This is a genomic window from Pseudomonas sp. yb_5, from assembly GCF_043103865.1.
Lineage (GTDB): Bacteria > Pseudomonadota > Gammaproteobacteria > Pseudomonadales > Pseudomonadaceae > Aquipseudomonas > Aquipseudomonas putida_Y.
Genome location: NZ_JBICKE010000019.1, coordinates 1 through 21,766, shown reverse-complemented (window position 1 = coordinate 21,766; position 21,766 = coordinate 1). Strand labels below are relative to the sequence as shown.

Genomic DNA, 21,766 nt, shown 5'->3' with positions numbered 1-21,766 from the left:
CTCCCAGCTTTCTCCAGGCAAAAAAAAGCCCCGCCAATCGACGGGGTTGAGGTACGAGCGTGGCAGCTCGAAAAGGGAACTGCCCCTCGCAAGGAGGGGCAGAGTGCTGCCTTACAGCAGCATGGTGCGGATATCGCCCAGCACGTCGCCCAGGCGCTTGGTGAAGCGCGCGGCGGCAGCGCCGTTGATCACACGGTGATCGTAGGACAGCGACAGCGGCAGCATCAGCTTTGGCTGGAAGGCCTTGCCATCCCAGACTGGCTGCATGGTCGCCTTGGAGACGCCCAGGATAGCCACTTCCGGCGCATTGACGATCGGCGTGAAGCCGGTGCCGCCAATGTGGCCGAGGCTGGAGATGGTGAAGCAAGCGCCTTGCATCTCGTCAGCCGACAGCTTCTTGGTGCGCGCCTTCTCGGCCAGTGCAGCGGCTTCGGCAGCCAGTTGCAGCAGGCTTTTCTGGTCGACGTTCTTGATCACAGGGACCAGCAGGCCGTCCGGGGTGTCCACGGCGAAGCCGATGTGCACGTACTTCTTGCGGATGATGGCCTTGCCGCTTGGCGCCAGCGAGCTGTTGAAGTCCGGCAGTTCCTTGAGCAGGAAGGCGCAGGCCTTGAGCAGCAGTGGCAGCACGGTCAGCTTCACCCCAGCCTTCTCGGCCACGGCCTTCTGCGCAACGCGGAAGGCTTCCAGCTCGGTGATGTCGGCGGAGTCGAACTGGGTGACGTGCGGTACGTTCAACCAGCTGCGGTGCAGGTTGGCAGCACCGACCTGCATCAGGCGGGTCAGGGCCACTTCTTCCACTTCACCGAACTTGCTGAAGTCCACGGCAGGGATTGGCGGGATGCCGGCGCCACCGGTCGCACCGGCGGCTGCCGGCGCTTCCTTGGCCTTCTGCATCATGGCCTTGACGTAAACCTGCACGTCTTCTTTCAGGATGCGACCGTGCGGGCCGGTGGCAGCAACTGCACCCAGCTCGACACCGAATTCACGGGCCAGCTGACGAACAGCGGGACCTGCGTGAACCTTGGCATTGCTGCCAGCGGCCGGTGCGGTAGCAGCCGGTGCGGGGGCAGCAGCCGGTGCGGCCGGTGCGGCGGCCGGAGCAGCCTCAGCCTTGGCTGGCGCAGGGGCGGCAGCTGGTGCCGGCGCGGCAGCCGGGGCTGCACCCGCCACTTTCAACTTGAAGATCAGGTCGCCAGTGCCGACTTCGTCTTCCAGCTTGCACAAAACTTCTTCAACCACGCCAGCAGCCGGCGACGGGATTTCCATGGAGGCCTTGTCGGACTCCAGGGTGATCAGCGACTGGTCGGTTTCGACGGTGTCGCCGACTTTGACCAGTACTTCGATGATCTTGGCCTTGCCCGACGAACCGATGTCCGGCACATGGATGTCCTGCACGCTGGCGGCAGCCGGGGCTGCGGCCGGAGCAGGGGTGGCTTCGGCGGCTGGAGCCGGCGCAGCTGCCTGAGCCGGAGCGGCAGCAGCCGGTGCCTCAGGGGCCGCAGCAGCGGCGCCCTCGGCTTCCAGGACCAGCAGCTCGTCGCCTTCTTTCAGGCGGTCGCCCAGCTTGACCTTCAGCTCCTTGATGACGCCGGCCTTGGGCGCCGGGATTTCCATGGAGGCCTTGTCGGACTCCAGGGTCAGCAGGCTCTGGTCAGCCTCGATACGGTCACCGACCTTGACGAACAGCTCGATGATTTCACCTTCACCGCTGCCGATGTCAGGTACGCGAATGAGTTCGCTCACTTAAAAATACTCCTCAGCAGTCCAGTGGGTTGCGCTTGTCCGGGTCGATACCGAACTTGACGATAGCGTCTGCAACAACCTTGGGTTCGATCTCGCCACGGTCAGCCAGGGCTTCCAGGGCAGCCAGCACCACGAAGTGGCGGTCGACTTCGAAGAAGTGACGCAGCTTCTTGCGGCTGTCGCTGCGACCGTAACCGTCGGTACCCAGGACTTTGAACTCTTTGCTCGGTACCCACTGGCGAATCTGCTCGGCGAACAGCTTCATGTAGTCGGTAGAGGCGATGACCGGGCCTTTGCGACCGTTCAGGCACTGCTCGACGTAGGTCTGCTGTGGCTTCTGGCCAGGCTTCAGGCGGTTGGCGCGTTCCACGGCCAGGCCGTCGCGGCGCAGTTCGTTGAAGCTGGTGACGCTCCACACGTCGGCACCGACGTTGAACTCTTCACGCAGGATCTTCGCGGCTTCGCGGACTTCGCGCAGGATGGTGCCGGAGCCCATCAGTTGTACGTGGTGTGCGGCTTCGCGGGTGTCCTCTTCCAGCAGGTACATGCCCTTGATGATGCCTTCCTCGACACCGGCCGGCATGGCTGGTTGCTGGTAGGATTCGTTCATCACGGTGATGTAGTAGAAGATGTCCTGCTGCTCTTCGGTCATCTTCTTCATGCCGTCCTGGATGATCACCGCCAGCTCGTAGCCGTAGGTCGGATCGTAGGTGCGGCAGTTCGGGATGGTGCCCGCCATCATGTGGCTGTGACCGTCTTCGTGCTGCAGGCCTTCACCGTTGAGGGTGGTACGGCCGGCGGTACCGCCGATCAGGAAGCCACGGGTGCGGCTGTCGCCAGCGGCCCAGGCCAGGTCGCCAATGCGCTGGAAACCGAACATCGAGTAGAAGATGTAGAACGGCAGCATCGGCTGGTTGTGGCAGCTGTACGAGGTACCGGCAGCGATGAACGACGACATGGCGCCGGCTTCGTTGATGCCTTCCTCGAGGATCTGGCCCTTCTTGTCTTCGCGGTAGAACATCACCTGGTCTTTATCGACTGGCTCGTAGAGCTGGCCGACCGACGAGTAGATGCCCAACTGACGGAACATGCCTTCCATACCGAAGGTACGGGCTTCGTCCGGGATGATCGGGACGATGCGCTGGCCAATGTCCTTGTCCTTGACCAGCTGCGCCAGAATACGCACGAAGGCCATGGTGGTGGAGATTTCGCGGTCGCCCGAGCCGTCCAGGATCGCTTTCAGCGTTTCCAGTGGCGGGGTCGGCACGCTGAAGCTCTTGGCACGGCGCTGTGGCACGAAACCGCCCAGGGCAGCACGGCGCTCGGCCAGGTACTTGGCTTCGGCAGAACCTTCTTCCGGCTTGAAGAACGGCAGGTTCTCCAGGTCGGCATCCTTGACCGGGATGTCGAAGCGGTCACGGAAGTGACGCAGGCTGTCGACGTCGACCTTCTTGGTGTTGTGCGCGGTGTTCTTGGCTTCGCCAGCACCGGTGCCGTAACCCTTGATGGTCTTGGCCAGGATGACGGTCGGCTGCTCTTTGTGGTTCACAGCCTGGTGATACGCCGCGTAGACCTTGTACGGGTCGTGACCGCCACGGTTGAGCTTCCAGATCTCTTCGTCGGACAGGTCTTCGACCATGGCCTTGAGTTCCGGGGTGTTGAAGAAGTGCTCGCGAACGTACGCGCCGTCTTTGGCTTTGTAGTTCTGGTACTCGCCGTCGATGACTTCGTCCATGCGGCGCTGCAGGGCACCGTTGGTGTCCTTGGCCAGCAGTGGGTCCCAGAAACGGCCCCAGACGACTTTGTTGACGTTCCAGCCACCGCCACGGAACACGCCTTCGAGTTCCTGGATGATCTTGCCGTTGCCGCGAACCGGGCCGTCGAGGCGCTGCAGGTTGCAGTTGATGACGAAGATCAGGTTGTCCAGCTTCTCGCGGCCGGCCAGGGCGATTGCACCCAGGGATTCCGGCTCGTCGCACTCACCGTCGCCCATGAAGCACCAGACCTTCTGCTTGCCGGCCGGGATGAAACCACGGGCTTCCAGGTACTTCATGAAGCGTGCCTGGTAGATCGCCTGGATCGGGCCCAGACCCATCGAAACGGTCGGGAACTGCCAGAAATCAGGCATCAACCATGGGTGCGGGTACGAAGACAGGCCGTTGCCGTCCACTTCCTGGCGGAAGTTGTTCATCTGGTCTTCGCTGATACGGCCTTCCATGAAGGCACGGGCGTAGACGCCTGGCGATGCGTGGCCCTGGAAGAAGACCAGGTCGCCGCCGTGTTCTTCGGTAGGGGCCTGGAAGAAGTAGTTGAAGCCGATGTCGTACAGGGTGGCACTGGAGGCGAAGCTAGAGATGTGTCCGCCCAGGTCCGAGTCTTTCAGGTTGGTGCGCATGACCATGGCCAGCGCGTTCCAACGCACCATCGAGCGAATGCGGCGTTCCATGAACAGGTCGCCAGGCATGCGTGCTTCGTGGGTGACAGGGATGGTGTTGCGGTATGGCGTGGTGATCGCATACGGCAGCTGGGAGCCACTGCGGGTGGCCAGCTCGCCCATACGGGTCATCAGGTAATGAGCGCGGTCTTCGCCTTCTTTGTCGAGGACCGACTCCAGGGCATCCAGCCATTCCTGGGTTTCGATTGGATCGAGGTCTTGCATGGCTTGCTCCAGGGCGGAAAGGCAACCAGAATCGATTGCCTGAGATTGCGACTGGCCTTATGGGCAGACGTCGTGAATTCTTGGATTACCGGGGTGTCTTCCGGCGCGTTGTAGTTTTACTACATTTGCTTTCGCATTTCATGCTTTTACACGACACGAGTAGTAGTAAAACTACATTTGTGCGACGTTTGGTCGCACCTTGGCTTGTGAGGAAAAACGTTCATGTTGGTTGGCATTGTGTCGCGAACGGGTGGTTCTTGATGTTTATTGCCAAGATTTCGTTTTTTTCAGCTATTTCCAACTTTTGTACGACAGTCCAACCGTGGTCCGGCTTCCCCTTGGCCGCTTTTTCCCCTCTATTTCACGCCGATCAAGGATAGACCATGCGCCTACCTTTGCCCTCCGATCTGCCCGCCACCTTGCAGCCGCTGGTCACTCGCAACCAGCAGTTCATCAGCGATGCCGTGGCCGGCCACCCCGAACTCGACCTGCAGGCCTGGAGCCCGCTGCACCGGCAGCAGTTCGACCAGGTGGCTGCTGCCAGTGAATTCGTGCTCAGCCTGGCCCAGCGCGAGCCGGCCATGCTGTTCGCCCTGCTGGCCAGTGGCGAGCTGGAGCGGCGTTACGCCCCCGGTGAGCTGCGCGGGCAAATCGCCGCAACGGCCCAGGCGGCACAGAGCGAGGACGAACTGGCGCGCAACCTGCGCCGCGCGCGCAACCGCCAGCAGCTGCGCATTATCTGGCGCGACATCACTCGTCAGGCGGAACTTGGCGAAACCTGCCGTGACCTGTCGGACCTCGCCGATGCGGCCATCGACGAAGCCTACCAATGGCTGTACCCGCGCCATTGCCAGCAGTTCGGGACACCCATCGGCAACCGCAGCGGCCAGCCGCAGCACATGGTGGTGCTGGGCATGGGCAAGTTGGGAGCGGTAGAGCTTAACCTGTCGTCGGACATTGACCTGATCTTCGGTTTCCCCGAGGGCGGTGAAACCGAAGGGGTGAAGCGCTCGCTGGACAACCAGGAGTTCTTCACGCGCCTGGGCCAAAGGCTGATCAAGGCGCTGGACCCGGTTACCGTCGACGGCTTTGTATTCCGCGTTGACATGCGTCTGCGTCCCTATGGTTCGGCGGGTGCCCTGGTGCTCAGCTTCAATGCACTGGAGCAGTACTACCAGGACCAGGGCCGTGACTGGGAACGTTACGCGATGATCAAGGCGCGGGTGGTGGCCGGCGACCAGGCGGCTGGCGCGCAGTTGCAGGAGATGCTGCGCCCGTTCGTGTACCGCCGCTACCTGGACTTTTCCGCAATCGAAGCGCTGCGCACCATGAAGCAATTGATCCAGCAGGAAGTGCGGCGCAAGGGCATGGCCGAGAACATCAAGCTGGGGGCCGGTGGTATTCGCGAAGTGGAGTTCATCGCCCAGGCCTTCCAGCTGATCCACGGCGGGCGCGACCTCAGCCTGCAGCAGCGGCCGTTGCTCAAGGTGCTGGCCACCCTGGAAGGCCAAGGCTACCTGCCGCCAGCAGTGGTGGCCGAGTTGCGTGAGGGCTATGAGTTCCTGCGGTACACCGAGCACGCGATCCAGGCCATTGCCGACCGCCAGACGCAAATGTTGCCGGAAGGTGAGACCGATCAGGCACGCGTGGCCTACATGCTCGGCTTTGCCGACTGGCAGAGCTTCCATGACCAGTTGATGTACTGGCGTGGCCGCATCGACTGGCACTTCCGCCAGGTCATTGCCGACCCGGATGATGAAGACGGTGAAGGCGAACTGGTGGTGGGTGGCGAGTGGTCGCCGTTGTGGGAGCAGGCGCAGGACGAAGAAGCCGCTGGCCGGCAATTGCAAGAGGCTGGCTTCAAGCAACCCGCCGAAGCCTTGCGGCGCCTGGCCGGGCTGCGTTCCAGCCCGCAGTTGCGCTCGATGCAGCGCATCGGCCGTGAGCGACTAGACGCATTCATCCCGCGGCTGTTGGCCCAGGCGGTGGAGCATGACAACCCCGACTTGGTGCTTGAGCGGGTGCTGCCATTGGTCGAGGCTGTGGCGCGGCGTTCTGCCTACCTGGTACTGCTGACCGAAAACCCGGGTGCCTTGCGCCGTTTGCTGACGCTGTGCGCTGCCAGCCCGTGGATTGCCGAGCAGATTGCCTTGTACCCGCTGCTGCTCGACGAACTGCTCAATGAGGGCCGTTTGTTCAGCCCGCCCTTGGCGCCAGAACTGGCCAGCGAACTGCGCGAGCGCCTGACGCGCATCCCCGAGGACGACCTGGAGCAGCAGATGGAGGCGCTGCGCCATTTCAAGCTGGCCCACAGCCTGCGCGTGGCCGCCTCGGAAATCAGCGGCAACCTGCCGTTGATGAAGGTCAGCGACTACCTGACCTGGCTGGCTGAAGCCATCCTCGACCAGGTGCTGGCCCTGGCCTGGCGCCAGACCGTGGCCCGTCATGGCCAACCCAAGCGCAGCGACGGCAGCCTGTGCGACCCGGGTTTCATCATCATCGGTTACGGCAAGATGGGCGGCCTGGAACTGGGCCACGGTTCGGACCTGGACCTGGTCTTCATCCATGACGGCGATCCGCAGGCGGAAACCGACGGTGCGAAGCCTATCGACAGTGCGCAGTTCTTCACGCGTCTGGGGCAGCGCATCATCCACTTGCTGACCACCCAGACCAACTCGGGCCAACTGTACGACGTGGATATGCGCCTGCGCCCGTCCGGCGCCTCGGGGCTGCTGGTCAGCTCGCTGGGTGCGTTCGAACGCTACCAGCAGAACGAAGCCTGGACCTGGGAACACCAGGCGCTGGTACGGGCCCGTGTGCTGGTGGGTTGCAAGCAGGTGGGGGCGGCATTCGAAGGTGTGCGCGCCAAGGTACTGGGCCAGGCGCGCGACCTGGAAAAACTGCGCAGCGAGGTGAGTGAAATGCGCGCCAAGATGCGTGACAACCTCGGTACCAAGGCTACGGTTGCCGGTACGGGGGCGAACGCCTTCGACGCCGGCGTGCCGTTCGATATCAAGCAGGATGCCGGCGGTATCGTCGATATCGAATTTATGGTGCAATACGCCGCTTTGGCCTGGTCCCACGACCATCCGGCCATACTTCGATGGACCGATAACATCCGCATTCTGGAAGAGCTGGAGCAGGCGAACTTGATGCCGGCCAGTGACGCGGTGCTGTTGCGTGAAGTGTACAAGGCGTTCCGCTCGGCCTCCCACCGCCAGGCCCTGCAGAAGCAGGCCGGGGTGATCGATGCGGCGCAGTTTGCCGATGAACGCCGTGAAGTGCGGCGGATCTGGGGTGAGTTGGGTTTAAGCTGATACCGTGTTGGTTTGTTCGCGGGCAAGCCCGCTCCCACAGGTACTGCACAGGCCCTGAGCAGTGTGCAATCCCTGTGGGAGCGGGCTTGCCCGCGAATAGGCCATGTGAGTGGTACACTGTCCGCCACATAGCCTGAATATAAAGAGGGGAGGCCAGGCTGGACCGCAGCCTGTAGCCTCCCCGAGCGTTTCTGGACTGAGCATGAGAATACTGATCATTGGCCCCAGCTGGGTTGGCGACATGGTGATGGCGCAGACCCTGTTCCAGTGCCTGAAACAGCAGCACCCCGACTGCGTGATCGACGTGCTGGCCCCCGAGTGGAGCCGGCCGATCCTCGAACGCATGCCTGAAGTGCGTCAGGCCTTGAGCTTCCCGCTCGGCCACGGTGCGCTGGAACTGGCCACGCGGCGGCGCATCGGCAAGTCCCTGGCCGGCCAGTACGACCAGGCCATCCTGCTGCCCAACTCGCTCAAGTCGGCGCTGGTGCCTTTTTTTGCCGGCATTCCAAAACGCACCGGCTGGCGCGGTGAAATGCGCTTCGGTCTGCTGAACGACGTGCGCAAGCTGGACAAGACCCGCTACCCGCTGATGATCGAGCGCTTCATGGCCCTGGCTTACGCGCCCGGCGCCGAGCTGCCGCAGCCATACCCGCGTCCCAACCTGCAGATCGAAGCGCAAAGCCGCGACGCCGCCCTGGCCAAGTTCGGCCTGGAACTGGACCGTCCGGTACTGGCGCTGTGCCCTGGCGCCGAGTTTGGCGAAGCCAAGCGCTGGCCGGCAGAGCACTATGCCGCTGTGGCCGATGCGATGATTCGACAAGGCTGGCAAGTGTGGCTGTTCGGCTCCAAGAACGATCACCCGGTCGGTGAGCAGATCCGCGACCGGCTTATTCCGGGGTTCCGTGAAGAGTCGTCCAACCTGGCCGGTGAGACCTCGCTGGCCGAGGCCATCGACCTGATGTCCTGCGCCCATGCCGTGGTGTCCAACGACTCCGGCCTGATGCACGTGGCCGCTGCGCTGAACCGTCCATTGGTGGCGGTGTACGGCTCGACTTCACCCGGCTTCACCCCGCCGCTGGCCGAACAGGTGGAAGTGGTGCGCACCGGTATCGAGTGCAGCCCGTGCTTTGACCGCACCTGTCGCTTCGGACATTACAATTGCCTGCGTCTGCTGGATCCGGGCAAAGTGATCGCCGCCCTGCACAGCCTAGGCGGACCGGACCTGATCGATACCGTGGCCGAGGTCGACTAAGTGCGGGTACTGATCATCAAGACCTCGTCGCTGGGGGATGTCATCCACACCCTGCCGGCGCTTACCGATGCCGCCCATGCCATTCCAGGCATCCGTTTCGATTGGGTGGTGGAAGAAGGCTTCGCCGAAATCCCCAGTTGGCACCCTGCGGTCGACCAGGTCATCCCGGTGGCGATCCGTCGCTGGCGCAAGAACCTCTGGCAAACCATCAAGAGTGGCGAGTGGAAGGCGTTCAAGCAGCGCGTTCGCGAGCGCAAGTATGACCTTGTGATCGACGCCCAGGGCCTGGTCAAGTCGGCCTGGTTGACCCGTTACGTGAAGGCACCCGTAGCCGGCCTGGACCGCTACTCGGCCCGCGAAGGCTGGGCCAGCCGCTTCTACGACCGGCCTCTGTCGGTCGCCACCGGCCAGCATGCGGTGGAGCGGGTACGCCAGCTGTTTGCCATGGCCCTGGCCTACGACCTGCCAGAAGGCATCGGCAACTACGGCCTGGACCTCGACCGCCTGCAACTGCCGCCGGCTGCGCCCTATGTGGTGTTCCTGCATGGCACCACCTGGGCGACCAAGCACTGGCCCGAAGCCTACTGGCGCGAACTCGCCGAGCGCATGGGCCGGCGCAAGCTGGAAGTGCGCCTGCCCTGGGGTAATCCGGCCGAGAAGGCGCGGGCCGAGCGAATTGCCCTAGGCTTGAACAACTGCCAGGTGCTCCCCAAATTGAACCTTGCCGGCGTCGCTCGTGTACTGGCGGCGGCAAAGGCCTGCGTGGCGGTCGACACCGGCCTTGGCCACCTGGCGGCGGCGCTCGATGTGCCCACCCTTTCGCTGTTTGGCCCGACCAACCCGGGCCTGACTGGCGCCTACGGACGGACCCAGATTCACCAGGCCAGTGACTGGCCTTGCGCTCCCTGCCTGCAGAAGAAGTGCACCTACAAACCGAGCGCCGATGACCTGGCCCGGTTCGATCTGAAACGCGAGTGGCCGCTGTGCTTCACTCGCCTGAATCCCGAGCATGTGGCGAGCCGCTTGAGCGCGTTGCTGCTGGCTGAGGATGTCCGTTGATGCAACTGGCTTTCGTGCTTTACAAATATTTCCCCTTCGGCGGGTTGCAGCGCGATTTCATGCGCATTGCCCTGGAGTGCCAGAAGCGGGGCCACCAGATCCGCGTGTACACGCTGATCTGGGAGGGTGACATTCCACCGGGTTTCGAAGTGCTGGTGGCGCCGGTGAAGGCGATTTTCAACCACCGCCGCAACGAGAAGCTCAGTGCCTGGATGGCCGCTGACCTGGCCAAGCGCCCGGTCGACCGCCTGATCGGCTTCAACAAGATGCCGGGGCTGGACGTGTACTACGCCGCCGACGGCTGCTTCGAAGACAAGGCGCAGACCCTGCGCGGTGGCTTGTACCGTCGCTGGGGCCGCTACCGGCACTTTGCCGAGTACGAGCGTGCGGTGTTCGCCAAGGACGCCCATACCGAAGTGCTGATGATTTCCGAAGTGCAGCAGCCGCTGTTCATCAAGCATTACGGCACCCCGGTAGAACGCTTCCACCTGCTGCCGCCAGGCATTTCCCAGGATCGCCGTGCGCCGGCCAATGCCGCCGAGATCCGCGCCGAGTTCCGCAAGGAATTCGACCTGGGGGATGACGACCTGCTGCTGGTGCAGATTGGCTCAGGCTTCAAGACCAAAGGCGTGGACCGCAGCCTCAAGGCACTGGCCGCGCTGCCGTCAGCCCTGCGCAAACGCACCAGGCTGATGGTGATCGGCCAGGACGACCCCAAGGTATTCCAGCTGCAAAGCGCTACCCTGGGCCTGGGCGACCAGGTGCAGTTCCTCAAGGGTCGCAGCGACATCCCGCGCTTCCTGTTGGGCGCCGACCTGCTGATTCACCCGGCTTACAACGAGAATACCGGTACGGTGCTGCTCGAAGCGTTGGTCGCCGGCTTGCCGGTGCTGGTGTCCAAGGTGTGCGGTTATGCCCACTACATTGCCGAGGCCGACAGCGGCCTGGTGCTGGACGAGCCGTTCGAACAAGAGCAGCTCAACGGCTACCTGCAGCGCATGCTCGAAGACCCGCAGGCGCGTGCCAGCTGGTCGCGCAATGGCCTGGCATTTGCTGATAGCGCCGATCTGTACAGCATGCCACAGCATGCTGCCGACGTGATCCTGGGGCAAAAAACCGCATGAAGCTGATATTGGCCGAGCCCTTCAAACGCCTGTGGGCCGGGCGTGATGCCTTCGACGCCGTGGAGGCGCTGCAAGGCGAGGTCTATCGCGAGCTGGAAGGGCGCCGCACGCTGCGCACCGAGGTGGCTGGCGAGGGCTTTTTCGTCAAGATCCACCGTGGCATCGGCTGGGGCGAGATCTTCAAGAACCTGTTCACCGCCAAGCTGCCGGTACTCGGTGCCGGCCAGGAATGGCGGGCGATCCAACGCCTGCACGAAGTGGGTGTGCCGACCATGACCGCAGTCGCCTACGGCGAGCGTGGCAGCAACCCGGCCACGCAGCACTCGTTCATCATCACCGAAGAGCTGGCGCCCACCATCAGCCTGGAAGACTTCAGCATCGACTGGGTCAAGCAGCCGCCCGAGCCGCGCCTGAAGCGTGCACTTATCGCAGAAGTGGCGAAGATGACCGGCGGCATGCACCGCGCCGGGGTCAACCACCGCGATTGCTACATCTGCCATTTCCTGCTGCACACCGACCGACCGGTGACGGCGGATGACTTCAAGCTGTCGGTGATCGACCTGCACCGTGCGCAAACCCGTGCCACGATCAGCCGCCGCTGGCGTGACAAGGACCTGGCTGCGCTGTACTTTTCGGCCCTGGACATCGGCCTGACCCAACGCGACAAGCTGCGCTTCCTGCGTGGTTACTTCCAGCGTCCGCTGCGGCAGGTGCTGAAGGAGGAAGCCGCGCTGCTCGCCTGGCTGGAGCGCAAGGCCCAGAAACTCTACGATCGCAAGCAACGCTATGGGGATGCACTCTGATGGCGAGTTGGACACTGGCGCCGGGGTACGAACACCTGGCGGCGGACTTCGGCAGCCTCGATGCGGTATTCGCCCTCCAGGGCGAACGGCTGACCCGCGATCCGCTCAGTGAGGTGGTACGCATCGAGCGTGACGGGATCAACTACTATGTCAAGCGCTACACCGGGGCCGGCAAGCACATGCGCCGGTATCTGGGGCGGCCACGCATCAAGGCCGAATGGCAAAACCTCAAGCAGTTCGCCAAATGGGGTATCCCCACCGCCGAAGTCGTGGCCTGGGGCCTGGAGCGCAACGGCCTGGCCTTTGGCCGTGGCGCGATGATCACCCGTGAACTGCCGCGCACCGAAGACCTGTCGGCCCTGGCCGAACACAACGATCCGCGCTTGGCCGACCGCACCTGGGTCGACCATATCAGCCGTCAACTGGCGCGCCATACCCGGGTCATGCACGAGCACCGCTTCGCCCATAACGATTTGAAGTGGCGCAACCTGCTGGTCGATGACCAGGGCACGCTATTCTTCATCGACTGCCCCACCGGCGACTTCTGGCGCGGATTCATGTGGCGCCACCGGATGATCAAGGACCTGGCATGCCTGGACAAAGTGGCCAAATACCACCTGTCAGCTACCCAGCGCCTGCGCTTCTACCTGCAATACCGTGGCCGTGACCGGCTGAATGTGCGTGACAAGAAGCGCATTCGTCGGGTACTGGGCTTTTTCGAGGGAAGGGAATGACCGATTACCTGGCCAGCGCGGACCTCGCGCTGCTCAAGCGCCATGGCCTGGACGACTTCGAGGCGCTGTGGGCGCTGCAACTTGATGCTGTGGACGAACCCAACACCGGCCGTGGTGGCTGGAGCAGCGTCTTCCGTCTGGAACTCGAAGGCAAGGGCTACTACCTCAAGCGCCAGAGCGACTACCTGACCCGTACCCTGCACCGGCCGTTCGGCGAGCCCACCTTCGCCCGGGAATTCCGCAACATCAGTCGCTACCAGAAGCTGCGCATTCCGGCATTGCAGGCGGTGTTCTACGGCGAGCGCAAGCAGGGTGGCAAGCACCGGGCCATCCTGATGACCCGCGCTCTGGACGAATGGGCCGACCTCGAAAGCCTGCTGGCGCAATGGCCGCGGTTGGGTAAGGCCGAGCGCACTGACATCCTGCAGGCCTGCGGCCAGCTGGCGCGTACCCTGCACAGCGCCGGCCAGGTGCATGGCTGCTTCTACCCCAAGCACATTTTCTTGCGCCAACGGCGCGACGGCTGGGATGCGCAACTGATCGACCTGGAAAAGACCCGTCCCCTGCTGCTCGGCATGCGTGACCGCCTCAAGGACCTGGAGCCGCTGCTGCGCCGCACCCAGGCGTGGAGCGTGCAGGATGTACGTACTTTGCTGGCTACCTACCTGGGGCAGCCCGCCGACGGCGCGCTGGTCGATAGCTGGCTGCAACGGTTGACGCAACGCCGTCGTGAAAAAGAGGCCCGCTGATGCGTTTGTCTGAATTGAAGGATGCCGGGCGCAGCCCATCGCTGCCCCTGAGCATCACGTTGGTTGATGCCGCTGGCAGCGCCGACTTGCAATTGCTCAGCCTGCTGCGCGTGCTGCCGGGCCAGCGTTATGTGGGCGCTGGTGTCTGGCGCGGTACACCGGTGCTGGCAAAGTTGCTGGTCGGTGGTAACGCTGCACGGCATTTCCAGCGCGAACTGCAGGGTGTGAAATTGCTGGCCAAACAAGGACTGACCACGCCGACGCTACTGGCCGACGGCCTCAAGGAAGGCGAGGGTGGCTGGCTGCTGTTCGAATTCCTTGACGGTGCCCAAAGCCTGGCCGATGCCTGGGCCGCAGTGGAAAACCTGCCAGTGCTGGCGGACGAGCAGCACCTGGTGCTGGGCGAAGCGCTCACGGCCGTGGCGCACATGCACGCCCAAGGCCTTTGGCAGGAAGACCTGCACCTGGACAACCTGCTGCGCCATGCCGGCAAGCTGTACCTGATCGACGGTGCGGGCATAAGGGCGGAAACGCCCGGTCAGCAGTTGTCGCGTCCACGCGTGCTGGAAAACCTCGGGGTGTTTTTCGCCCAGTTGCCCAAGCGCCTGGAGCCGTTCATCGAAGAGCTGCTGGTGCATTACCTGCTGGCCAACGCCGAGCATGCGTTGCCGCTGGAAGCGCTGCAGAAACAGGTGGACAAGGTGCGCAACTGGCGCCAGAAGGACTATCTGGACAAGGCTGGCCGCGAGTGCAGCTTGTTCAGCGTCCAGCGCACCCTTTCGGGCTTGCAGGCGATCCGCCGCAGTGAGGTCGAGGCCCTGCAGCCTGTACTGGAGCAGGCCGATGCGCTGATCGACACCGGCCATTTGTACAAGACCGGTGGCGCTGCCAGCGTGGCGCGCATTGAGGTCAACGGTCGCCAGTTGGTGATCAAGCGCTACAACATCAAGAACACCGCGCATTGGTTCAAGCGCTTCTGGCGCCCGAGCAGGGCTTGGCATTCCTGGATTGAAGGCCACCGCCTGGAGTTCCTCGACATCGCCACGCCACGCCCCCTCGCGGTGCTGGAACAGCGGGTGCTGGGCCTGCGCTGCCGTGCCTACCTGGTCACCGAGTATGTCGACGGCCCGGATCTGACGGCATGCTTCGCGCCCTACGTCGAAAGCGGCGATGCGCCCGAGGAGCAGGTGGAGGCCTTGGTGCACGTGATGCAGCAGCTGATTCGCGAGCGCATCAGCCACGGCGACTTCAAAGGCCATAACCTGTTCTGGCACAACGGCCAGTGGTCGCTGATCGACCTTGATGCCATGTGCCAGCATGCCACCCAGCTCAGCTTCGCACCGGCCTATGCCCGTGACCGGGCACGGCTGCTGCGCAACTGGCCCAATGGCAGTGCCTTGCATCAGCGGCTGGACCGGCTCTTGCCGAAACTGGTCGACTAAGGGCGCCGGTTCGGGCTTTCAGTGGGCCGGCGGTGGTTGATCTGGCAGTGTCAGCCAGTCACTGCTGCGCCCTGCCTGGCGAACGCGTATCAGCCACTGGCCGTTTTCGTGGCGCAGCACCGCCCACGGCACCACGCTGGCGTTGCTGGCAACGGCAATCTGCAAGTGGTAATGATCCGGCAGCAGGTGACGGCGCACAGGCAACTGCCCGTCCTTGAGCGCCAGGTACAGCTGATCGTCAGCCTGAAAAAGCCCTTGTTCGATGTTTACCGGCAGGCCAGCCATTGGCACTTGCAGATAGCAGTCCTGCAGCAACTGCTTCAGGTCGGGCAACCCGTCGTACCAGAGCACCGGTGAGTCGATCACCCATTGCCCGTCGGCTTTGCGCTTGAGCGGTTGCTGCAGATAGGCATCTGGCTGGCCAGGGTCGAGGGCCCGCCAGCGGTAGCCGTCGAAGCTGACCTGATAGTAGCGGTTGTCGTTGTCCTTGATGAAGTACAGCGACAGCCCACCAAACGCCGAGCGTTGTTCGTATACACCTTCATCGTAGATACCGTCTATGCGATAGCGCAGGCTGCTGCTGCCCGGTTTTACCTGGAGGCGTGCGGGTAGCGGCAGTGGCGGTGGTTTGGGGATCCCGCGCAGGGATCGGCGTAGCACTCTGGAACCCAGAAAACTGGTACCCGCATCGTTGAGGTGGCTAAGCGCCTGATAGGCATGCCGCATCACCCCTTCCACATCCTCTTGCTTGAAGGCCTCGGCGCCATCCCAGATGTCGATTGCCATGCGGCCGATCGACAGTACCAGCAACGCGCGGTTCGGCAGCAGCAGGCTGATGAAGTCCAGTAAGCGCCAGCTCAGCGCCATGACCGACTCCACATTCACTTCCCTGGTCGTCATGCTGTCGGCATCGGCCTGAGCAATCAGCGCCCGGGCTTCGGCCATGTAGTAGACGAAGAACAGGTCGTCCTGGATCTCGGGTGTCCTCAAATGCGTGCTCATGCGCCCCTTGTCCAGCAGCTGCTGCACCGTAGCAGCAGGCAGCAATGGCAGGCGTTCGGCCACATATGCTCTCAACGTGGGCTGCTGGCGCAATGTGCGAAGCAGTTCGCGGGTCGTGCGAAAACGGCGCCAGGCCCTGCGGTCCGGGGCCTCCGGGGTGTACAGCACGCATGCCGGAGACTTGTAGGGGGTGCTGTTGAGCAGCAGCACGCCCTGCACGGTATGGCCCATGATGTTCAACTGGCGAACAGTGACCGGGTAGCCTGCTACTGGCGCACGCAAGGCATTGTGTGGTTGGTCCAGCACTGCGCGCACCCAGTTGTAGCCATGTTCGAAAGGGTCTTCGCCAAAGTGTCCGGCGTAGTGCGCCTTGACTGCTTCAGCGCGCATGCGTGCACGGTTGACCTTGCTGTGCGCAGTCAGGCGCCATTTGCCTGCTCTGGAACTGATGAGTTGGGTGTGCAGGTACTTTGCGTAGCTGTCACCCACGTTCAGTTCCCGGACCATGTGCTTGACATACTGCGGCGTGAGCCCGGCGGGCATGGCTTTGCCGTGGGCATGGATCACCCGGGCAGTCAGCCAGTAGTCGGTATCGAACCACGGCAAGTTCTTGAGGGCGATCTCTTCGAGGGTGTTGATTTCCTCGACCATCTCCACCATCTCGTGGCCCACGCGTCGCATGCCTGCATAGGTGACATAGGATGAGAGGGCGAAGGGATGCATGATTGCGCCCGTGCGGCGGGCGCGTACGACCACGATCTTGATCTCGCGAGGATCTGTTTCGTACCCCAGGTCATGGCTCAGGCGCTCGCGAAGGCGTGCGTTGGCCCAGGCCAGCAGGCTATTGCGTTGCTTGAAGTCGTCAAGGCTCAGCACTCCCGGGGCAGCAGCCTGCTCGGCGATTGCCACCAGCGTTTGCATGGCCTGCATCATATGGCTCAGGCCTTGCGCAGATGTATTGCGCAGCCAGTTGGGCAGGTTCTTCTCAAGCAATTGGGAGTAGCGTGTTTGCAGGATGGGCTTGGCGCCGACTTCGTGCCATAGCGTGAGGGCTTTACGTATTCGGGTGTGCTGGTCGGGTGAGCCGTTGCTCCACAAGCCGGTGTCACTCAGGCGTTGGCGTTGGGCTTCTATCACGCTGTCGATCTGGGCCTCCAGCAGGCTGTCGGCGTACCATTCATAGCGCAGGCGCTGTGACCGGCGAGCGCGGTCCGCCTGCGTGTCAGTGTACAGATGCAGCAGCGGTCTGCTCTGGAGTGGGTCTTCCAGGCGTTCGCAAAGCTCCAGGTGCAGTGCGGCAAGGGAGTCGAAGGCCTCGATGCCTTGTGACAGGCTGCACAGCAAGGCAGCGCCTGCGGCATCCTGAGGCGTGAGCATAGGGCCTTCGGGGGTACCGGCAACGATGATCAGTGTGCCTGGCAGGTAGCTTCGCCAGTTGGGCCGTAGGCCTTCCAGCAGAACGCGGTAGACCTGTGGCCTTTTGGCCAGGGGCATATGCCTGCGCTGGGAGGGTAGTGGCTGTTGCAGGCAGGCCCATAGTTGATCGGCTGAGCGGTAGCCCAAGGTCTCGTCGCCCAGGCGCAGTTCAACCTCGGCCAGCATCAGCGCCTTGCGCAGTGCCAGCAGCTTTTGTCTGGGGGTTTCGCCTTGCTCATCGGCCGTGGTCCAGAAGCTGGCCAGTTCGCCGTGCAGCCAGGTGCGTGTGTCGGGGTCGATGGGGTGTTGAAGGTCGAGGGTCGGGAGGCCGTCGAGCAGGTCACCGATTTGTCGGTCGATCTGTTCCAGTTGTTCGAGGGGGCGCATGGGGCGGGTCCTTGGTTGAGGAAACCCCATGCTTGGCAATAGCTGCGGTTGCGGGGTGGTAGCGGGCTAGTGCCCCCGACGCCAGAGCAGCCCGCGCAGGCTCAGCAGGGCCGGCAGGCCCAGGCCGGCCCAGGCCAGAACGTCCCAGCCACCGTCGCCGAGCAGTGCGGCGAACAGGCCCAGGAAGCCAAGCAGGGAAATCAACGCTGGCCAGGCGAAGAGGCGTGCAGTGGCTTGTGACCTGTGGCTCATGCGCGCGCCTCCCTGGGTTTACGCTGCTTGCCCCACCACAGGTAGAGGCCGCTGCCGAGCACGATGATTGTCAGCACGTCCAGTAACGCCCAAAGGATCTGCATCGGTCGCCCGCCGTAGTCGCCGAAATGCAGTGGCTGCGACAGGCCCATGGCATCCATGTACCAGGGACGGTCGCCTACGGCAGTCACTTCAAGGGTGCGAGCATCGATCAGTACCGGCGTGAACAGGTGCGAACTCAGGTGGGTGGCACCGTTCATGAACACCGCATAGTGGTGCTCGCTGGAGAAACGCGTGCCTGGAAACGCGATGAAATCCGGGCGCATGCCGGGTGCGGCCTGCTCGGCAATTTCCAGCAGGCGAGTGGCTGGGGCGCGCTCGACGAGCGGCGGGGCGTCGCGGTAGGGGGCAACCATCGCAGCCAGGCTGTCATTGCGCCAGGCCGCGATGACCAGGTCGGACAGGGCACTGATTACCCCGGTCACGCTCACCGTCAATGCCCAGGCCAGGGTGACCACGCCGATCAGGTTATGCAGGTCGAGCCAGCGCAGGCGGCGGGATTTCTTGTGGCGTACGGTGCCGAATTCCAGGCGGCGCATGAATGGCGCATAGAGCACGGTGCCGGAGACAATCGCGACGATGAACAATACGCCCATGAAGGCCAGCAGCAGCTTGCCCGGCAGGCCTGCGAACATGTCCACATGCAGGCGCAGCATCAGCATCATGAAACCGCCGTTGGCGGCCGGCATGGCCACCGCCTCGCCGGTGCGTGCATCGAGCATGAAGGTATGCGACAGGTTGGGATCGGTGCCGGCGGTGGCGGCGGTAATGGCGACCACGCCGTTGGGCTCGTCTTCATCGTAGCCGAAGTACTGCATGACCTCGCCGGGGCGATGTTGTTCGGCCTTGAGCACCAGTTGCTGCAGGCCGAGGTGCGGGGTGCCTGCCGGCATTTCACGCAGCTCAGGGGCGTCGCCTAGCAGGTGTTCGAGTTCGTGGTGGAAGATCAGCGGCAGGCCGGTGACTGCCAGCAACAGCAGGAACAGGGTACAGACCAGGCTGCTCCAGGTGTGGATCAAGGACCAGCGGCGGATGGTGGGGCTTTTCATCACGGTACCGATTGTTGTCGGTTGGAACCCGGGGCCGCAAGGCGGCCCCAGTTCACTCAGAACTTGTAAGTGGCGCTGGCGACAACGCTGCGCTCATCGCCGTAATAGCAGTAGTACGAGTCACAAGTAGAGAGGTAATCCTTGTTCAGCAAGTTGGTGGCGGTGACCGCTACCGACGCGCCCTTCAGGCTGCCGTTCAGGCGACCCAGGTCGTAATGCACCGACCCATCGAAGACGGTGTAGGCCTTGGCCTTGCCCAGGTAGGTATTGCCTTGGTCACCGTAGGTATTACCGGTATAACGCGCGCCCAGGCCGATGCCGAAGCCGTCGAGTACGCCTGAGTGCCAGGTGTAGTCGCCCCAGATGGACGCTTGCTGGTTCGGCATCAGTTGCAGACGGTTGCCTTTGAAATCGCCGTCCTGAACCTCGGACTTGGCCAGGGTGTAGGCGGCAATGACCTTCAGGTTGTCGGTCACATCGGAAACCGCTTCCAGCTCAAGGCCGCGGACTTTCACTTCACCGGTCTGACTGGTGATGGTCACACCACCGACCGTGTTGGTGACCGAGACGTTTTTCTGAGTCAGGTCGTACACGGCTGCCGACAACAGGGTGTTGGACCCCGGCGGCTGATACTTCACGCCCAGCTCCCACTGCTTGCCTTCGGTGGGCTTGAACGAATCCGAGGCCGACACACTGGCATTGCTGGACGGCTGGAACGACTCGGCATAGGACAGGTACGGCACGAAGCCCGAGTCGAACACGTAGCTGATGGCTGCGTTACCGCTGAATTTCTTGTCCCGCTGGGTATTGGTGGCATCACCCTGGTTGAAGAACTTGGTGCCGGTATGCACCCAGTCTTCACGACCGCCCAGGGTCAGGCGCCAGTTACCAAGCGCCATCTGGTCCTGCACATACAGGCCGGTCTGACGGGTTTTCTGGTTGTAGTCGTAAAACGCGGTCGAGCGATCCGGGCGAGTGATCGGCAACCCGTAGACCGGGTTGTTGACGTTGCTGTCCGGCACGTTGAAGTCGAAGATCGACAGGTAGTTGGTGTTGATGCGCTGGTGGTCCAGGCCGATCAACAGCGTGTGGTCGATGTCCCCGGTAGCGAAGTCCGCCTGGAAGTTGTTGTCCACCGCGAACTGGCTGATGTCTTCATCGGTGTTGGTGGACATGCGGCTGACAGTGCCATCGTCCTGCACCGGTGGCGAGCTCTTGTTGTAACTGCCAGGGGTGATGGTCTGGAACGACAGGTCCGACTTGGTGTAGCGCAGGTTCTGGCGGAACTGCCAGACGTCATTGATGCGGTGTTCGAAGGCGTAACCCAGCGCGTAGTAAGTGCGGTCGTAGAACTCGTAATCCGGGTCACCCAGGTTCTTGTGGTGCGAGATCTTGCCGAACGGCATGTCGATCTTGGTGCCCTGGATGGGCCGGAACTGGCTGGTGGCACCGGTATCGTCACGGGTGAACTGGGTGAGGAAGGTCAGCGTCGTGTCTTCGTCAATGTTCCAGGTCAGGCTTGGGGCAATGTTGTAGCGCTTGTTGTCGATGTGGTCAATCTGGGTGCCACTGTCACGGATAACGCCACTGAGGCCATAGAGAAAGCGACCTTCATCGTCGATCTTGCCGGTGCTGGCGAAGTTGATCTGGCGATGGTTGTCGCTGCCGTATTGAAGCTCGATTTCGTGAGCGCTTTCCGCTTGCGGGCGGCGGCTGACCATGTCCAGCAGGCCGCCAGGTGGGGTCTGGCCGTAGATCGAAGAGGCCGGGCCGCGCAGCAGGGCGAGGCGGTCGAGGTTCCAGGTTTCGGCTTTCGGGTTGGCGTACACGCCGCGGGGCAGCGGCAGGCCATCGAGGAACTGCGTTGGCTCGAAGCCGCGCACGCGCATCCAGTCATAACGGGTGTCGCTGCCGAAGCTGGCGGAGACGATGCCTGGCATGTAGCGCACTGCATCATCCAGGCTGTGTACACCGCGGTCTTTCATTTGCTCGCGGGTGGCGACAGAGATGGAGCGGGGGACTTCCACAAGTGCCGTGTCAGTCTTGGTGCCAGCAGCGGTGCGCTTGGCCACGTAGCCTTCAACCGGGCCCCAGGCGCTTTCGCTGGCGCTGGTGGCATTCACGGTGGTTTCCGGCAAGGCCAGGGTGCCATCCGGCACGGCCACCAGGCTGTAGCTGCCCGCAGTGCTCTGCTGCAACTGCAGGCCGGTACCGCTCAGGGCGGCTTGCAGGGCGCCCAGGCCGTCGTATTGGCCGCTGACCGGGGCCGAGGTGCGGCCGCTGACCAGTGCCGGGTCGATGGCCAAGGCAATGCCGGCCTGGCTGGCGATCTGGTTGAGGGTGGTGGCCAGTGGCGCGCTGGGCAGGTTGTAGGCGCGCGACGTGGATTGCTCGGCGGCGAACAAGACAGGGCTGGTCAGCGGGGCAGCCAGGCCGATGGCCAGGGCCATCAGGCTGGGGCGCAGGATATGATCAACGGCACGGGACATGCGGCGGTTCCTCGACGGGTAAGTGCTTGCTGCTTCCTTGCCGAGCGAGATCTGAAAAGTGACAGGGTGAATCTGAAAAATATTGAGAATTATTTAAAAGAGGTTTTGCCAGTACCGCCCACTTCGCGGGTGAACCCGCTCCTACGACGACCCCGATGTGTGTCCACCACCGTGGTAGGAGCGGGTTTACCCGCGAATACGGTGGCGGCTGCAACGGTGAACGGCT

The 21,766-nt window shown here is 63.1% G+C and carries 14 protein-coding genes; 8 read left to right on the top strand and 6 right to left on the bottom strand.

Annotated elements, in window-relative coordinates; translation table 11 throughout:
* Positions 1 to 111: 111 nt before the first annotated feature.
* Together aceF and aceE are read right to left on the bottom strand one after the other, a co-directional pair.
* A complete protein-coding gene (aceF, locus tag ACF8GF_RS02400; RefSeq protein ID WP_339444533.1) occupies positions 112 to 1,746 on the bottom strand; it encodes a dihydrolipoyllysine-residue acetyltransferase in 1,635 nt (544 codons plus the stop codon).
* 13 nt (positions 1,747 to 1,759) lie between these two features.
* Positions 1,760 to 4,405: a pyruvate dehydrogenase (acetyl-transferring), homodimeric type gene (gene aceE / locus ACF8GF_RS02395; protein ID WP_003255651.1), complete on the bottom strand. Its 2,646-nt coding sequence runs from the start codon at positions 4,403 to 4,405 to the stop codon at positions 1,760 to 1,762.
* Between the two features lie 383 nt (positions 4,406 to 4,788).
* Here aceE and glnE point away from each other — a divergent pair, with 383 nt between their 5' ends.
* From glnE to ACF8GF_RS02355, 8 genes are all read left to right on the top strand, one after another.
* Positions 4,789 to 7,722, top strand: a complete 2,934-nt coding sequence (gene glnE, locus ACF8GF_RS02390) for a bifunctional [glutamate--ammonia ligase]-adenylyl-L-tyrosine phosphorylase/[glutamate--ammonia-ligase] adenylyltransferase (RefSeq protein WP_392460592.1) — start codon at positions 4,789 to 4,791, stop codon at positions 7,720 to 7,722.
* Between the two features lie 202 nt (positions 7,723 to 7,924).
* Positions 7,925 to 8,974, top strand: a complete 1,050-nt coding sequence (waaF, locus tag ACF8GF_RS02385; RefSeq protein ID WP_392487840.1) for a lipopolysaccharide heptosyltransferase II — start codon at positions 7,925 to 7,927, stop codon at positions 8,972 to 8,974.
* Positions 8,975 to 10,033, top strand: a complete 1,059-nt coding sequence (gene waaC / locus ACF8GF_RS02380) for a lipopolysaccharide heptosyltransferase I (protein ID WP_176683550.1) — start codon at positions 8,975 to 8,977, stop codon at positions 10,031 to 10,033.
* On the top strand, positions 10,033 to 11,157 hold the full coding sequence (locus ACF8GF_RS02375) for a glycosyltransferase family 4 protein (protein ID WP_176683549.1): 1,125 nt from the start codon (positions 10,033 to 10,035) through the stop codon (positions 11,155 to 11,157). Before waaC ends, ACF8GF_RS02375 begins: the two co-directional genes overlap by 1 nt.
* Complete coding sequence (gene rfaP, locus ACF8GF_RS02370; protein WP_176683548.1) at positions 11,154 to 11,960, top strand: lipopolysaccharide core heptose(I) kinase RfaP; 807 nt, start codon at positions 11,154 to 11,156, stop codon at positions 11,958 to 11,960. Before ACF8GF_RS02375 ends, rfaP begins: the two co-directional genes overlap by 4 nt.
* The gene (locus ACF8GF_RS02365; RefSeq protein ID WP_176683547.1) at positions 11,960 to 12,694 is read left to right on the top strand and encodes a lipopolysaccharide kinase InaA family protein; all 735 of its coding nucleotides are present in this window, start codon (positions 11,960 to 11,962) and stop codon (positions 12,692 to 12,694) included. The genes rfaP and ACF8GF_RS02365 overlap by 1 nt, the downstream gene beginning before the upstream one ends.
* On the top strand, positions 12,691 to 13,443 hold the full coding sequence (locus ACF8GF_RS02360; RefSeq protein ID WP_392487839.1) for a lipopolysaccharide kinase InaA family protein: 753 nt from the start codon (positions 12,691 to 12,693) through the stop codon (positions 13,441 to 13,443). Before ACF8GF_RS02365 ends, ACF8GF_RS02360 begins: the two co-directional genes overlap by 4 nt.
* Positions 13,443 to 14,885 (top strand): lipopolysaccharide kinase InaA family protein, encoded by a 1,443-nt coding sequence (locus tag ACF8GF_RS02355; protein WP_392487838.1) that lies wholly within the window; start codon positions 13,443 to 13,445, stop codon positions 14,883 to 14,885. The genes ACF8GF_RS02360 and ACF8GF_RS02355 overlap by 1 nt, the downstream gene beginning before the upstream one ends.
* A gap of 18 nt (positions 14,886 to 14,903) precedes the next feature.
* On the opposite strand, the gene ACF8GF_RS02350 is transcribed toward ACF8GF_RS02355, so the two are convergent.
* The 4 genes from ACF8GF_RS02350 to ACF8GF_RS02335 all read right to left on the bottom strand — a co-directional run bounded on the left by ACF8GF_RS02350 (position 14,904) and on the right by ACF8GF_RS02335 (position 21,540).
* A complete protein-coding gene (locus tag ACF8GF_RS02350; protein WP_392487837.1) occupies positions 14,904 to 17,690 on the bottom strand; it encodes a dermonecrotic toxin domain-containing protein in 2,787 nt (928 codons plus the stop codon).
* Positions 17,691 to 17,756: 66 nt separating this feature from the next.
* A complete protein-coding gene (locus ACF8GF_RS02345; protein ID WP_176683543.1) occupies positions 17,757 to 17,942 on the bottom strand; it encodes a hypothetical protein in 186 nt (61 codons plus the stop codon).
* A complete protein-coding gene (locus ACF8GF_RS02340) occupies positions 17,939 to 19,051 on the bottom strand; it encodes a PepSY domain-containing protein (RefSeq protein WP_176683542.1) in 1,113 nt (370 codons plus the stop codon). Before ACF8GF_RS02340 ends, ACF8GF_RS02345 begins: the two co-directional genes overlap by 4 nt.
* A gap of 56 nt (positions 19,052 to 19,107) precedes the next feature.
* Positions 19,108 to 21,540 carry a TonB-dependent siderophore receptor gene (locus tag ACF8GF_RS02335; RefSeq protein ID WP_176683541.1) on the bottom strand — a complete coding sequence of 811 codons (2,433 nt, stop codon included), beginning with the start codon at positions 21,538 to 21,540 and terminating at the stop codon, positions 19,108 to 19,110.
* Between the last annotated feature and the right edge of the window lie 226 nt (positions 21,541 to 21,766).